The following is a 14,262-nucleotide window of genomic DNA, read 5'->3' as shown; positions in this document are numbered from 1 at the left end:
ATCATGCTCAACCTCTCCCGTAACACCCTGCGTGGTCTGACCGGCGTCGCCGCCGTCACCGCCCTCGCAGCCTTCGCACTCCCGAACGCGCAGGCCGTCCCGGCCGCGAACCCGCCCTACCCGGTCCTGCCGCAGCCGGCCGAGACCCCGAACCAGGTGGTCGGCACCCCGCCGGCGGGCGAAGGCCTGACGACCATGGCGTCGTCGCCGACGAACATCGTCCGCTACAACCGGCTCTACAGCACTCCGGCGATCACGCCGTCGAAGTGCCGGGAGGTCAACGTCTCGCTGCGCACCCAGGCGGGCGTGGCGTCCTACGCCACCCAGCTCTGGACGTGCATGTACGCGGCCTGGGCCGTCCCGCTGAAGGCCGCCGGCGCGGCGTACAAGGTGAAGCCGAAGCTGTCCGTCCACAGCGGCACCAAGATCGCCACCGACTGCGGGACCGTCAACAACACCACCGGCTACTACTGCAGCGGGCGTGGTGGTGTCATCTACATCCCGGCCGCCTACATCATGAAGACCTGGGGCCAGAACCCGACCTACGCGCGGGCGTGGCTGACCCAGATGATGTCGCACGAGTACGGTCACCACGTCCAGTTCCTGACCGGCATCCTGAACGCGTCCTGGACGCGTCAGCGGGCGTTCACCACCAACGCCGCACGGCTCGAGGAGAGCCGTCGCCGTGAGCTGCAGGCGTCCTGCCTGGGCGCGGCCTACGTCGGCGCGAACAAGCGGTACTACCCGATGGCCGGTGGCCTGCTGACGCAGTACAACTACCTGATCAGCCACATGGGCGACCAGCCGGGCGGCGTCCGCGACCACGGCTCGCCGAAGAACCACGCGTTCTGGTCGACCGCCGGCTTCAACGCGAAGCACACCTACACCGTCGCGGGCAACTGCAACACCTTCAACGCGTCGTCGACGTACGTCGCCTGACCCGCTGGACGTTCTAACGTAACTCGGCCGCCTGGTACGCGTTGGCGTACCGGGCGGCCGTTGCGTTTTGCCGACACGTGCACGATCTGCGATCGTGTGGTTACTTGTTTCGGGCCCGCACGCCTTACAGTTCTGAGTCGAGCAGTCTCACGGCAGGAGTCAAGGACAGTGAACTACGACGAGTTCAACACCGAGTACGCCAAGGTGCTGGACAAGATCAAGAGCGGCAGGTGCAGCTGGTCCGAGCTGTCCGGTCACGTGACCCGGCTGCGTCAGGCGACCGCGGGGATCACCGTGCCGGTGGAGCGGACCCAGGTCGACCACGACCTCGCGGCGCTGAGCCAGATGGTCGACATGTCGCGGCGGACGAACGACAAGGAAGACGTCTGGACGGTCACGTCCGAGGCGATCCGCCGGGCCAGCAGCCAGGAGGGCTCGGTCGCGGACCGGATCGCCCGGATCGACGCGAGCATCGCCGAGATCTCCAGCCTGGCGAACCGGAACCCGGACGAGCGCGACGCGCTGATGCAGTCGACCAGCACGCTGCGCATCCTGCACTCGTCGCTGCAGGCGTCGCTCCGCGCCGAAGAGGCCGAAGCCGCGGCCGCCGCTCGCTGATCTCCGTCCCGGGGAGCCACCCGCCAGGTGCTCCCGGTACGTCGAACGTCAGCCGCTGACCCTGGATGGTCGAGCGGCTGACGTTTCGCGCGTTCTACAGGCCCAGCGCTGTCGACAAGGACTGCTTGACCCCGGCCAGGTCCGCTGCGGCTTGCTCGCGGGCCGCTGCCACGTCCGAGGTGACCGGGATGACGACCTCCAGGTAGCACTTGAGCTTCGGCTCGGTGCCGGACGGGCGAACCACCACCCGGGCGCCCTCGGAGAGCGTGTAGCGCAGGCCGTCGGTCGGCGGCAGGGTTTCGGAGCCCGTGCTGAGGTCGTCCACCCGCTCGACCGTGTGACTGCCCAGCGACGTCGGGGGAGTGGCCCGCAACCGCTCCATCGCGGTCGTGATCAGCGACAGGTCCTCCACCCGCACTGACAGCTGGTCGGTGGCGTGCAGGCCGTGCTTCACCGCCAGGTCGTCGAGGAGATCCAGCAGCGTGCGTCCCTCGGATTTCGCCCGGGCCGCCAGTTGCAGCACCCGGACCAGCGTCGACACGCCGTCCTTGTCCTTCACCGCCACCGGGTCGACGCAGTACCCGAGCGCCTCCTCGTAGCCGAAGACCAGCCCCGGCACCCGACCGATCCACTTGAAGCCGGTGAGCGTCTCGACGTACTCGACGCCGTGCGAGGCCGCGATCTTGCCGAGCAGCGAGGACGACACGATCGAGCACGCCGCCACGCCGTCGGGCCGGGACGACAGCAGGAACTCGCCGAGCAGCCCGCCCAGCTCGTCCCCGCGCAGCATCCGCCAGCCACCCGCGGCCCCGGCGTCCGGTACGGCGACCGCGCACCGGTCCGCGTCCGGGTCGTTCGCGACCGCGATGTCCGCGTCCATCGACCGGGCCAGCTCCAGCGCCGCGTCGATCGCGCCCGGCTCCTCCGGGTTCGGGAAGGACACGGTCGGGAAGTCCGGATCCGGATCCGCCTGCGACGCCACCACCGACGGTACGGCGAACCCGGCCCGGACCACAGCGTCCTCGACCAGCGAGCGGCCGACGCCGTGCAGCGGCGTGTAGGCCACGTCCAGCTCGCGTGGCGCGTCCGCCGGCACCAGCTCGGCGATCCGGTCCAGGTAGGCGTTGATCAGCTTGTCGCCGGTGGTCTGCCAGTCGTCGCCGCGCGGCACCGAGTCCAGCGGGCCGACCGCGGCGATGGCGGCTGCGATCTCCGCGTCCGCGGGCGGCACGATCTGCGACCCGTCACCCAGGTAGACCTTGTAGCCGTTGTCCTGCGGCGGATTGTGCGACGCGGTGACGACCACCCCGGCCACGGCGTTCAGGTGCCGGATCCCGAAGGCGACCACGGGCGTCGGGGCCGGCCGGTCCAGCAGCACGGCGTCCAGGCCGGCGCCGCGGACCACGGCGGCGGTGTCCTGCGCGAAAACGTCGGACTTGTGCCGGGCGTCGTACCCGATCAGGACCGGGCCGCCGGTCAGGCCCTTGGCCTTCAGGTAGGCGCAGAGGCCGGCGGCGGCGCGGATGACCACGACCCGGTTCATCCGGTTCGGCCCGGCGGCGACGGCTCCGCGGAGTCCCGCCGTGCCGAACTCGAGGGTGCCGGCGAAGCGGTCGGCCAGCTCGGCTTCGTCGCCGGCGTCGAGCAGGGCCCGGAGCTCGGCGCGCATGTCGGGGTCGGGGTCTTCGCTCAGCCAGGCTTCGGCGGCTCGCTGGAGGTCATCGTTGACGGTCACCTCCGCACGATAACCGGCGTACCGCTGCTAGTGCCCGGATGACTGGCAGGGCCGGGCGCGGAGGTCCGCCACGTAGTCGTCGGGCGCGCCGGCCGCCTCGGCGGCCTCGGCGAGGATGCCGAGGTAACGGGCCGAGGGCAGACCGCCCTCGTAGGCGTTCAGGACGTACATCCAGGCCAGTTGCTCGCCGTCCAGGGTCTGCACCCGGACCTGGATCTTGCGGTAGACGCCCTGGTCGATCCACTCCCACTCGTCCAGCCGCTCGACGTCCTTGGGGTGGATGTCGTAGAGCGCGACGAAGACCTGGTTGGCCGGGTCGGCGGGGTCCTCGACCACGGTGGCCATGGCGCCCTCCCAGCCGAGCTCCTCACCGCCGAAGGTGAGCCGCCAGCCGGTGATCCACCCGGTCCCGCGCAGGGGCGAGTACGGGCACCGCTCGGCCATCAGGTTCGGGTCCAGATTCGACGCAAACGCGGCGTACAGGGTCACGACGACACAGGATACGGAAGAATGGCCTCCCGTGGCGCGAGTTGTGATCATCGGAGGCGGTCCCGGCGGGTACGAAGCGGCGAGTGCGGCCGCCCAGCTAGGGGCGGAGGTGACGGTCGTCGATTCCGACGGAATCGGCGGGTCCGCGGTGCTCACCGACTGCGTTCCGAGCAAGACGCTGATAGCGACGGCCGAGGTGATGACCGAGGTCGAGGAGGCCGGCCGGCTCGGCGTCCGGCTCGAGGACGGCGACGACGATCCCGCGAACGCCGTGCGTGTCGAGCTCTCCGTCGTCAACGAACGGGTCAAGCGGCTGGCTGCCGCGCAGTCCGACGGCATCACCCGGCGGCTCGACCGGGACAAGGTGAGGATCATTCAGGGTCGCGGCCGGCTGGACGGGCCGGAGACCGTGGTCGCCGGCGACGAGCGGCTGGACGCCGACGTCGTGCTGATCGCCACCGGGGCGCGGCCGCGGATCCTCAAGGGCTCGGAGCCGGACGGCGAGCGGATCCTGACCTGGGAGCAGGTCTACGAGCTCGACGAGCTGCCCGAGCGGCTGATCGTGGTCGGGTCCGGTGTCACCGGCGCCGAGTTCGCCAGCGCGTACGACGCCCTGGGCAGCGACGTCGTCCTGGTGTCGTCGCGGGACCGGGTGCTGCCCGGCGAGGACGCGGACGCGGCCGCCGTACTGGAGGACGTGTTCAAGCGGCGTGGGCTGACCGTGCTGGGCAAGTCCCGCGCCGAGTCCGTCAAGCGGCAGGGCGACGGGGTCGTGGTGACGCTGACCGACGGCCGCACGGTCGAGGGATCGCACGCGCTGCTCGCGGTCGGATCACTGCCGAACACCGATGACATGGGATTGGTCGAGTCGGGCGTGTCGCTGGGCGACGGCGGCTTCGTCACGGTCGACCGGGTCTCCCGGACCACGGCCCGCGGCGTCTACGCGGCCGGCGACTGCACCGGCGTCCTGATGCTCGCCTCGGTCGCCGCCATGCAGGGCCGGATCGCGATGGCGCACGCGCTCGGCGACGCGGTCAGCCCGCTGGACCAGTCGACCGTCTCCGCCAACGTATTCACCGCCCCGGAGATCGCCACCGTCGGCGTGTCCCAGGCGGCCGTCGACGCCGGCGGCAGTACGGCGACCGTCGTGAAGGTCCCGCTGGCCGACAACGCCCGGGCCAAGATGCAGGGCGTCCGGGACGGTTTCGTGAAGCTCTTCTGCCTCCCGAACACCGGCATCATCGTCGGCGGCGTCGTCGTCGCCCCCCGCGCCAGCGAGCTCATCCACCCCATCTCCCTGGCCGTCGCCGCCCGCCTGACCGTCGACCAGGTCGCCGCCTCCTTCACCGTCTACCCCTCGGTCTCCGGCTCCGTCGCCGAAGCCGCCCGCCAACTCCACCTCCGCGGCTGACCCCGGCAACCAGGCGCGTTGCCGGGGCCGCGTAGGTGTGGGTTACTCGCCGAAGAGGGGGTCTGCGGAGTCGGGGGCGAGGCGGTGGTTGACCGGGTCGTTGAAGGTGCCGGGGAGTTTGCCGAGGCCCTGGATGACGGTGGCGGTGCCGTTGGCGTGGCCGACGGCGTACAGGTAGGCGGCGCCGCCGTCGGTGTCGATCGCGGTCAGCAGCGTGCCCTGCGTGCCGCACTTCTCGGCGACCAGGGACTCGAACGCGCCCCACGTCGACCGCCGGACCACCTTGACGACCGGGGTCGACGAGTTCGTGGTCGGGATGCGGATCGTGTAGAGGGCGCCGCCGCGGGTGGTCGCCAGGAACGTGTCGTAGGTCTTCGTCTCGCTGATCACGGTGAGCGTCTTCACTGCGGAGAAGCCGGGGAACGACCCGATCGGGTGCCAGCCGCCGTTGTCGCCGGCCCGCCAGCGGAAGATGACGCCGTCGTTCCGCAGTCCGTAGAGGTAGCGGTGGCCGACCGGGCCGCCCAGGTACGGCGTGTAGAAGGTGTTCGCGACGGCCGTGAAGCTGCCCCAGCCACCGGCGACCCGAGCGGTCTGCTGGAACGGCTTCCCGTCCCGGTCCACGCCGTAGCTCGCGCTGTACAGGCCCGAGCCCGCGATGACGGTGCCGGAGTACGTGATCCCCTGTGGTGCGTTCAGCGACCAGAACCAGCTGGTGCTCGCCCGAGCCAGCCCGGGTGAGAACAGCTGCGACGGCTCGCTCGGTCCGGTCGCCGTCGGCGGTGTGCCGGCCTGCACGCTCCGGCTCACCGCGGCACCGGCGCTGGTGATCGATCCCACCTTCTGCTGACACGCTGCGGTGGGCGCCGCGACCGCCGCACCCGCAGGAACTGTCGCCGCACTCCCCAGCAGCACGGCTGATGCGGCCAAAGCCTTTATGCGCATATCGAACTCCTCACTCGCCGAACAGCGGCGCGTTGCCTTCGGCGGTGTCGAGGTTGTACACGGGGTCGTTGTAGGCGCCGGGCACCTTGCCCAGACCCTTGATCACGGTCGAGGTGCCGCTGGCGTGGCCAACGGCGTACAGGTAGGCCGATCCGGTGTCCTTGTCGATCGCGGTGAGCAGCGTGCTTTGCGCGCCGCACTTCTCCGCGACCAGGTGCTCGAACCCCTGCCAGGTCGACGAGCGCACCTGCTTGACGACCGGCTTCGCCGCTCCGACGGGGATCCGGATCGTGTAGAGGGCGCCGCCGCGAGTGGTCGCCAGGAAGGTGTCGTACGTCGCGGTCTCGCTGATCAGCGCCATTGTCTTCACCGCGCTGAAGCCGCCGTACGAGCTGACCTTCTTGAAGCCGTCGGTCCAGCGGAACAGCACGCCGTCGTTCCGCAGGCCGTACTTGGCGAACCGGATCGCCGGTCCCCAGGAGAACGACTCCTCGACGGCGATGAAGTTGCCCCAGCCGCCGCCGACCCGGGTCACCGTGTTGATCGGCTTGCCGTCGGTGTTCACGCCGTAGGTCGCCTGATACAGCGACGAGCCCAGGACGACGTACGCCGAGTCGTAGTACCCGACCGGATTCAGGAGCGTGTGGGTCCAGGTCGTGCTCAGCCGGGCAGCACCCGGGGCGAACAGGTGTTGGCCTGTGCGCTGCTCGGCCGTCGGCGGCGTCGACGCCGTGACCGTCGCGCGCGCACGGTCGCCGTTGGCGTTGATGGATCCGACCTGCATCGCACACGCGGCGGTGGTCGCCGCCTCCGCCGGTCCTGTTGCCATGGCTGCCAGGAGTACGGCGGACGCCGCCGCCGAGGCTGCTCGTTTCAAGCTCACGTGGTTGTGCCTCACTCGCCGAAGAGGGGTGGGGTGGTCGTGGAGGTGCGGAGGTAGTAGACGGGGTCCTTGTAGGTGCCGGGGATCTTGCCGAGGCCGTTGATGACGGTGGCGGCGCCGTTGGCGTGGCTGACCGCGTACAGGTAGGCGGAGCCGGTGTCCTTGTCGATGGCGGTGAGCAGCGTGCTCTGCGCGCCGCACTTCTCCGCGACGAGCGCGTCGAAGGCGCCCCACGTCGACGTGCGGACCTTCTTCACGACCGGCTTCAGAGCGGCGTCGCGCGGGATGCGGATGGTGTAGAGCGCGCCGCCGTGGGTGTTGGCCAGGAAGGTGTCGTACGTCGCGGTCTCGCTGATCAGCGCCATCGTCTTCACCGCCGAGAAGCCGGTGTAGCGACTGACGACGGACCCGTTGTGCGGGTCCCCGGGGATGTACGCCCAGCGGTACAGCACGCCGTCGCCACGCAGCCGGTAGTCCGCGACCCGGGCGCCGGACGTCCAGTACGACGTGTGCTCCATCGCGATGTACGTGCCGAAGCCCGTACCCCTCCGGCTGATGCCGACCGGCCCATCCGGATCGGGCCCGTACCACGCGCTGTAGATCGTGTCGTTGAGCAGGACCTCGCCGGCGGTCATCGGCCCGTCCGGCTCACCGACGTTGCGGGTCCAGGTCGAGCTCATCTTCGCGATGCCCGGCGTGAAGATGTGCACGCCGGTCCCTTGCCGGGCGGTCACCGGCGCCGAGGCCGTGACGTCCGAGTACCCGATATCGCCGCCACTCGTGATCGAGCCGACCGTCATAGTGCAGGCCGCGGCCGGCGCCGCGACGGCCGCCGTACCCGCGGAGCCGGTGGCCAAGCTGCCCAGCAGCACGGCGCATGCCGCGGCTGCGAGAGTTCGTGTGAGGGTCATATCCGACTTGATACGGGCGGCTCCGGAAAAGTTGCGGAAGACACGGGAAAACCTGCACCTGCGTAGATCGGGGCGTGAACACGGCGTGTGACCAGGTTCCTGGGCGTCGTTCCGGGGAGAAATCGGGCCGGCGATTTATATTGGTGACTAATAGTTATCGTTGCTCGCGGCAAACAAATGCCGGGGTCCGAAAACGGTCGGCGAAGTCGCTACCACCGGGCGTCGCGGCGACTTACTCTCCGTCTGTTCAACGCGGTCGCGGGGGGCCGCCCACTCCGGAGGGGAAGCATGAGACGACGCCTGTCGCACGGAGCTGCGTTCGTTGCCCTGACCACCTTGATCGTCGCGACGCTGAGGCCGGCGCCGGTCCAGGCCGCGAGCGGTGAGGACCCGCCGCCGACGCCCGGCAGCACGCAGGTGACGACCGCGGTCGACGCGGTGCTCGGCAAGCTCGACCCCAAGCTGGAGACCAAGGTCAAGAAGGGTGAGACCGCGCCGGTCGCGGTGTTCGCGACCGTCCAGGGCGACACCACGCAAGCGCGTGAGGTGCTCGGCAACGCGCGCGTCGCGAAGTCCGGGGACACCGGCATCGTGCTGGGCTCGATCCCGGTCCAGGCGCTGCCGAAGCTGGCCGCCGTACCGGGGGTCGTGTCGATCCAGCCGGTCGAGCTTGGCAAGACCGGTCAGCCGCTGAACGACCCGGACCCCGACCTGCACCAGGCGCCGACGAAGGCCGAGCAGCAGGCCGCGGTCGCGAAGATCAAGTCCGACGAGGTGCCGTACGACCAGGCCCCGCCGCTGCGGAAGTCGAACTTCGACAAGCTGAAGCACCAGAACATGCTGGACGCCAAGTCGCACAACTTCACCGGCGCCTGGAACGCCGGCTTCACCGGCCAGGGCGTGACCGTCGGCGTCCTCGACGGCGGCACCGACTTCGGCCACCCGGACCTGCTGAACACCTGGCAGACGTGGACCGGCCAGACCGGCGCGAAGTCCGGCTGGAACGGCTGGCCGAAGGCCTTCGACCCGTACGGCACCCTCCAGTGGCTGGCCGCGCCGGCCCAGATCGACCAGGGCCTGTCCTGGTACACCAAGACCACCGCGGCGACCTGCACGACGAGCGGGACCACCTGCAGCGTCGACTTCGCCACCAAGACCGGTCCGTCGCGCAACTTCAGCGCCCCGGACGGCACCAACCAGCACACCTACGGCTTCCCGTCGACGTGGAGCAAGTCCGGCAAGGTGCTGCTCGGCAGCCACCCGGACGACCACCTGCTCCAGCTGTACGGCGAGCGGCCCGCGTTCCTGGTCACCGACCCGCACACGGCCGGCGTCTACGACACCGTGTACGTCGACCTCGACGACGACCACTCGTTCGCCGACGAGAAGCCGGTCACCAAGACCTCCCCGGCGTCGTACCGGGACATGAACGGCGACGGCTACACGGACCTGTCCGGCGGCCTGCTCTACTACATCTCCGACGGCAAGACCCCGATCCCCGGTGGTCTGGACGCGTTCGGCGTCGACGACACGTCGTACGGCTCGGGTCAGCTGCTGGCCTGGACGGGTGACTTCGACCCGTCGATCGAGGGTCACGGCACGCTGACCGCGTCGAACATCGTCGGCCAGGCCGTCATCAACGGGAAGGCCCCGACGTTCAAGGACATCCCGGGTGGCAAGTACGCGGGCGCCGTACTGGGTGGTGCCCCGCATGCCAAGCTGGCGCCGTTCGGCGACATCTACCTCGGCTTCGACTTCTCCACCCAGTTCGGGTACCTGCTGTCCACCCGGCAGGGCGTCGACGTCACGTCGAACTCCTACGGGCAGTCCACCGTCGACAACGACGGCTGGGACGCGGCCAGCCAGGAAGCCGACGTGATCCACGACGGCTACAAGACGACCCCGTTGTTCTCCACCGGCAACGGCGCACCAGGTTTCGGTACGACGGGCTCCGCGGCGCCGACCGCGGGTATCGAGGTCGGCGCGTCGACCCAGTTCGGCGGGACCGGCTGGGACTCGATCGTGCGGACCAGCCAGATCACCGACAACGACGTGATGGTGTGGTCGAACCGTGGCTTCGGCGCGAACGCCACGAACGGCGTCGACGTCGTTGCCGACGGCGCCTACGCACCCGGTGACGCGACCCTCAACACCGTCCTCGACGGCCGGAACGCGTGGGTCACCTGGGGCGGCACCAGCCGGTCCACCCCGGTCGCGGCCGGTGCGACCGCACTGGTCTACCAGGCCTACGAGAAGGCCAACGGCGGCAGGGTTCCGGCCGGTTTCTACTCGACCGCGAAGGACATCCTGAAGTCGTCCGCCAAGGACCTCGGGTACGACGCCAACGTCCAGGGCTCGGGCTCGATCGACGTCGGCAAGGCGGTGGCGAGCGCGGGCGGCAAGCGTGCTGTCGTCACGCCGTCGCAATGGCGGGTCGGCGACTACCGCGGGACCGAGTACCCGGTGTTCGCGAACGTCATCTCGCCGGGCGCCTCGGACACGCAGAAGTTCACCGTCCAGGGTCCTGGTGTCTGGCAGGTCAGCGACCGGCAGCTGGTCCGGACCGCGAGCGACACGTTCTCTTTCAGCAGCAAGGACCTGAGCAAGGAGAGCACGTCCAACTTCAACGCGCCCGACTACCTGATCGACCTGACCAAGAAGGTCAAGCAGCATCAGGACGCGGACCTGATGGTGGTCAAGCTCGAGTACCCGCGGTCGCAGTTCGACGGTGACGACAACCTCACCGAGGACCAGGGCTGGCGGCTGCTCACCTACAACTGGACCGACGTGAACCACGACGGCAAGCTGTGGACCGACAAGGACCACAACGGGGTCGTCAACCACACCGACAAGACGACCAGCTCGAACATCGACGGTTTCCTCGACCTCGACTTCGCCAAGTCGGAGATGCAGCAGGGCGAGTACAGCCGGTTCATGTACCACCGGGCCGGGGCGAACGCGCTGCAGTCGTACGTCGCCGACCCGGCGAAGCGGATGGCGAACGGCCTGTTCCTCGGCCTGCAGCACTCCGCCAGGAACACCTCGATCCCGGTCACCGGCTTCAAGATCTCGATCGACTGGTACCAGAACAGCGACTGGAAGTGGGTCAGCACCCCGAAGGTCGCGAAGGGCTCGTTCACCGCGTCGATCAAGGTGCCCGGCAAGACGCCGTACGGGATGTACTCCGGCGCCGTCGTGCTCACCCGCGGCTCGGACTCGATGGTGGTGCCGGTTTCGGTGGCGGTCGCGGCCAAGGCGGCGCAGGACGCGAGCGGCAAGATCACCGGCGCGATCACCTTCGGCGGCGACGATGTCGCAAAGGCGCAGCAGAACTACACCTACAACAACGGGTCGGTGTTCGGTGCGAACGACTGGACGTGGCGGGCCGAGTCCGGTGACTGGCGGTTCTTCTACCTCGACGTGCCGAAGACACCGGCCGAAGGCACCAAGTTCCTGGCCAACACGAGTTGGCAGGACTCCGGTCCTTACACCGACCTCGACACGTTGATCATGGGCCGGTCGGTGAACCACTTCCAGCTCGAGCCCGACTCGGTGTTCGGTGCGCCGTACACCCTCGACACGGTCGGGAAGAGCCCGAACACCAACGTGCGGGCGGGTGTCTGGCGGTTCGACACGGCGACCGGTGGTCCGGCCGACGTGGTGACCGCGCCGGCGCAGGAAGGCCTGCAGGCGGTCGCGTTGCACCAGGTCAGCTGGCAGGGAGACAAGTTCAGCACGCCGTTCAAGGTGCAGTTGGGCAGTGCGTCCGTCAGCCCGTCGTCCGTCGTCCAGACGGCGACCGGGAACACCGGTGGGTTCGACGTGAAGTTCGAGTCGAGCGTCCCGCTGGACGGGCTGAAGGCGGCCGCGTTCGGTCTCAGCCAGCCGAGTACGACGACCGAGGTGGCGCACCAGGACGACCCGAACGACCCGGCGACGGCGAGCGTGAAGCGGAACCTCACGCTGTCGCACGCGTCCCGGCTCAGCGTGAGTACGGCGCTCGACGGCAACGACCTGGACCTGTACGTGGTCCGGGACGCCAACAACGACGGCGTCTTCTCCTCGTCCGAGATCGTCGCCTCGTCGGCCGGCGGCACCGCGAACGAGGCGGTCGACCTGGTCAACCCGCCGGACGGCAACTACCAGATCTGGGTGCACGGCTTCGCGGTCGCCGGCACGCCGTCCTTCACGCTGAACGTCAACGCGATCCAGGGCAACGACCTGACGGTGAGCGGCCTGCCCACCGGTCCGGTCCCGGCCGGGACCCAGGTCACCCTGCACGTCGACTACGACAAGGCGATGACACCGGGCCAGACCTACAACGGTGAGCTCCTGCTCGGGCCGGCCACGGCGCCGTCGGCGCTGTCGGTCCCGATCAAGATCACCAGGTAGCTCGCAACTTTTACGGCGGGGACCGTATCAAGCTCAGCAAGAGAGGGGAGAGAACCGATGAGCTTGAAACGAGTCTCCGCCGTGATCGCGGCCGCGCTGCTGGCCGGCGCGGCCGCCGTCCCGGCGAGCGCGACCCCGCCGAAGCCGGGGCCCGAACTGAAAGCAGGGCCCCCGAAGGTGGCGGCCGGTACGGCGGCCAACCCGTGCGGCATGTACGTCGGGGCGTTCGACGCGGTCGGGAACACCGGCGGGGCGGACGTGGTCGCGACCCGGCCACCGACCGCGGCGCCGTTCGAGGACCCCGTCAGGCTGTTCCCGGTCAAGGAGAGTTCGACCTGGTACTACAGCGCGGTCACCGCGGAGTCGTGGTGGTACGGCAAGGTGATCAGCGGCACCGGCCTGTACGGCGCGGAGGTGCGCTGGGACGGTGTCGAGCCGGAGCCGGTGGTCAGCTCGAAGCGGATCGGCGGCGGCTGGGACCGGTTCACCCAGATCGAGGAGTCCGACGCCTGGTGGGTGAGCAAGCCGCACAACTACTTCTACGGCCTGCGCGACGACGGTGTGCTGTTCCGCTGGAACGCGAACGGCTTCAAGGCGCTCGGCTCGTACCCGGGCTTCGCCGCGGTCAAGACGATGGCGCTGATCAGCGAGACCGGCACCTATGACACCCTGCTGGCCACCACCCGCGGCGGCGCGCTCTACACGATCCGGATTCCGCTGACGTCCCCGATGAAGCCGATCGTGAAGCCGGTCCGGACCCGGACCTGGCAGGGGTTCGAGTCGATCGTCGCCGCCAAGTGCGGCCGGCAGGGCACACTGCTGACCGCCGTCGATCACGACACCGACAGCGCCTACCTGTACGCCGTCGGCCACGCCAACGGCACCGCCACGGTGATCGAAAGCCTCGGCAAGGTCCCCACCCCCTTCCCTGGCGTCACCCACTACGCGATGACGGGCGAGGGCGAAGACCTGTTCGGCGAGTAGCCCACGAACAGAACGAGCCCCGGCGACCGTGGTGGTCGCCGGGGCTCGGTCGTTCGGGTCAGAAGTCGCCGCCGAAGTCGCCGCCGCCGAAGTCCCAGCCGCCGGAGTCGCCGCCGCCGAAGTCGCCCCCGAAGTCGCCGCCGCCGTCACCCCCGCCGTCGCCGCCACCACCGTCGCCGCCCTCGCCGCCGCCCTCGTAACCGCCGGCGTAGTCGCCGTACGCGCCGCCGGCGAACATGCCGCCGAGCATGGTGCCGAGGAACATGCCGGTCATCACACCGCCGAGGGCGCCGAACATGCCCTGCGCGTACGGCGAGTAGGCCGGGCCGGCCTCCCAGTACGGAACCCGCTGCGGGCCGACCATGACCTTGCGGACGTCCGGCTCCGCGCCGGCCCGGACCCGCTCGGCGTCGGCCGCACAGGCCGGCACCTCACGCGGCGCTCCGCCCGGCGGCGCCCAGGTCACGTCCTCGACGGACGGGCCGTGCTGCGGGTTGAAGAAGCAGGAGGGGCGGCGCTGCGGCAGCGGCTCGCCGTTCACCCGGGCGCGCACGCACGCCGCCGCGTAGCGGCCGTCCTCGAGGATCTCGATCACGTGCTTGATCTCGTCGGCCTGGGTGACCTTGCCGACCGCTTCCTTGGCCGACTCGTAGGCGTCCAAGGCGCGCTGGTAGTCCTGCCGGGCCCCGTCGCCGAGGTCCTTGCCGACCATGTCGAGGTCCAGGTCCTGCAGTTCCTCACCGAACCTGGTGATGTCCTCGTCGGCGGTGCGCTTGACCGATTCGAGCTCGGCGGCGGTGATCTCGTGCTGCTGGCGGTTCTGCAGCTGGGTCCGCCGGTACGACCGGTATGCCAGAACGGCGATCACCACGAGCGCGATGATCAGGATGAGTTCCATGACGGGCCTCTTCTGCCTCTAGGGCTGTCTCGCAGGGCTTTACCCAGAGCCTACCGA

At 69.6% G+C, this 14,262-nt stretch carries 11 protein-coding genes; 5 read left to right on the top strand and 6 right to left on the bottom strand.

What is annotated here, in order from left to right:
* Positions 1 to 3 precede the first annotated feature (3 nt).
* Complete coding sequence (locus ACWCOV_RS03295) at positions 4 to 939, top strand: neutral zinc metallopeptidase (RefSeq protein WP_449827592.1); 936 nt, start codon at positions 4 to 6, stop codon at positions 937 to 939.
* A gap of 168 nt (positions 940 to 1,107) precedes the next feature.
* Positions 1,108 to 1,557, top strand: a complete 450-nt coding sequence (locus ACWCOV_RS03290) for a hypothetical protein (RefSeq protein WP_449827591.1) — start codon at positions 1,108 to 1,110, stop codon at positions 1,555 to 1,557.
* Positions 1,558 to 1,651: 94 nt separating this feature from the next.
* Here the strand turns inward: ACWCOV_RS03290 and ACWCOV_RS03285 are convergent, their stop codons facing one another.
* On the bottom strand, positions 1,652 to 3,226 hold the full coding sequence (locus ACWCOV_RS03285) for a phospho-sugar mutase (RefSeq protein ID WP_449827785.1): 1,575 nt from the start codon (positions 3,224 to 3,226) through the stop codon (positions 1,652 to 1,654).
* 93 nt (positions 3,227 to 3,319) lie between these two features.
* Positions 3,320 to 3,781, bottom strand: coding sequence for a gamma-glutamylcyclotransferase (locus ACWCOV_RS03280; protein WP_396356301.1), 462 nt, complete (start codon positions 3,779 to 3,781; stop codon positions 3,320 to 3,322).
* A 31-nt stretch (positions 3,782 to 3,812) separates the two neighbouring features.
* Here ACWCOV_RS03280 and ACWCOV_RS03275 point away from each other — a divergent pair, with 31 nt between their 5' ends.
* Complete coding sequence (locus ACWCOV_RS03275; protein WP_449827590.1) at positions 3,813 to 5,192, top strand: NAD(P)H-quinone dehydrogenase; 1,380 nt, start codon at positions 3,813 to 3,815, stop codon at positions 5,190 to 5,192.
* Positions 5,193 to 5,234: 42 nt separating this feature from the next.
* Here the strand turns inward: ACWCOV_RS03275 and ACWCOV_RS03270 are convergent, their stop codons facing one another.
* Genes ACWCOV_RS03270 through ACWCOV_RS03260 form a run of 3 tightly spaced genes read right to left on the bottom strand, consistent with a single transcriptional unit; the run spans position 5,235 to position 7,931 of the window.
* Positions 5,235 to 6,137 carry a hypothetical protein gene (locus ACWCOV_RS03270; protein WP_449827589.1) on the bottom strand — a complete coding sequence of 301 codons (903 nt, stop codon included), beginning with the start codon at positions 6,135 to 6,137 and terminating at the stop codon, positions 5,235 to 5,237.
* A 10-nt stretch (positions 6,138 to 6,147) separates the two neighbouring features.
* Complete coding sequence (locus ACWCOV_RS03265; RefSeq protein WP_449827588.1) at positions 6,148 to 7,020, bottom strand: hypothetical protein; 873 nt, start codon at positions 7,018 to 7,020, stop codon at positions 6,148 to 6,150.
* An 11-nt stretch (positions 7,021 to 7,031) separates the two neighbouring features.
* Positions 7,032 to 7,931 (bottom strand): hypothetical protein, encoded by a 900-nt coding sequence (locus ACWCOV_RS03260; RefSeq protein WP_449827587.1) that lies wholly within the window; start codon positions 7,929 to 7,931, stop codon positions 7,032 to 7,034.
* Positions 7,932 to 8,219: 288 nt separating this feature from the next.
* Between ACWCOV_RS03260 and ACWCOV_RS03255 the strand changes: the two genes are divergently transcribed.
* The gene (locus ACWCOV_RS03255) at positions 8,220 to 12,323 is read left to right on the top strand and encodes a S8 family serine peptidase (RefSeq protein ID WP_449827586.1); all 4,104 of its coding nucleotides are present in this window, start codon (positions 8,220 to 8,222) and stop codon (positions 12,321 to 12,323) included.
* Positions 12,324 to 12,380: 57 nt separating this feature from the next.
* Positions 12,381 to 13,307 carry a hypothetical protein gene (locus ACWCOV_RS03250; protein ID WP_449827585.1) on the top strand — a complete coding sequence of 309 codons (927 nt, stop codon included), beginning with the start codon at positions 12,381 to 12,383 and terminating at the stop codon, positions 13,305 to 13,307.
* A 58-nt stretch (positions 13,308 to 13,365) separates the two neighbouring features.
* On the opposite strand, the gene ACWCOV_RS03245 is transcribed toward ACWCOV_RS03250, so the two are convergent.
* Entirely contained in the window at positions 13,366 to 14,205 is an 840-nt protein-coding gene (locus ACWCOV_RS03245) for a hypothetical protein (protein WP_449827584.1), read from the bottom strand.
* Positions 14,206 to 14,262: the final 57 nt, after the last annotated feature.

The sequence above is a fragment of the Kribbella sp. NPDC002412 genome, assembly GCF_053592935.1.
This window is presented reverse-complemented; position numbering and strand designations above follow the sequence as displayed.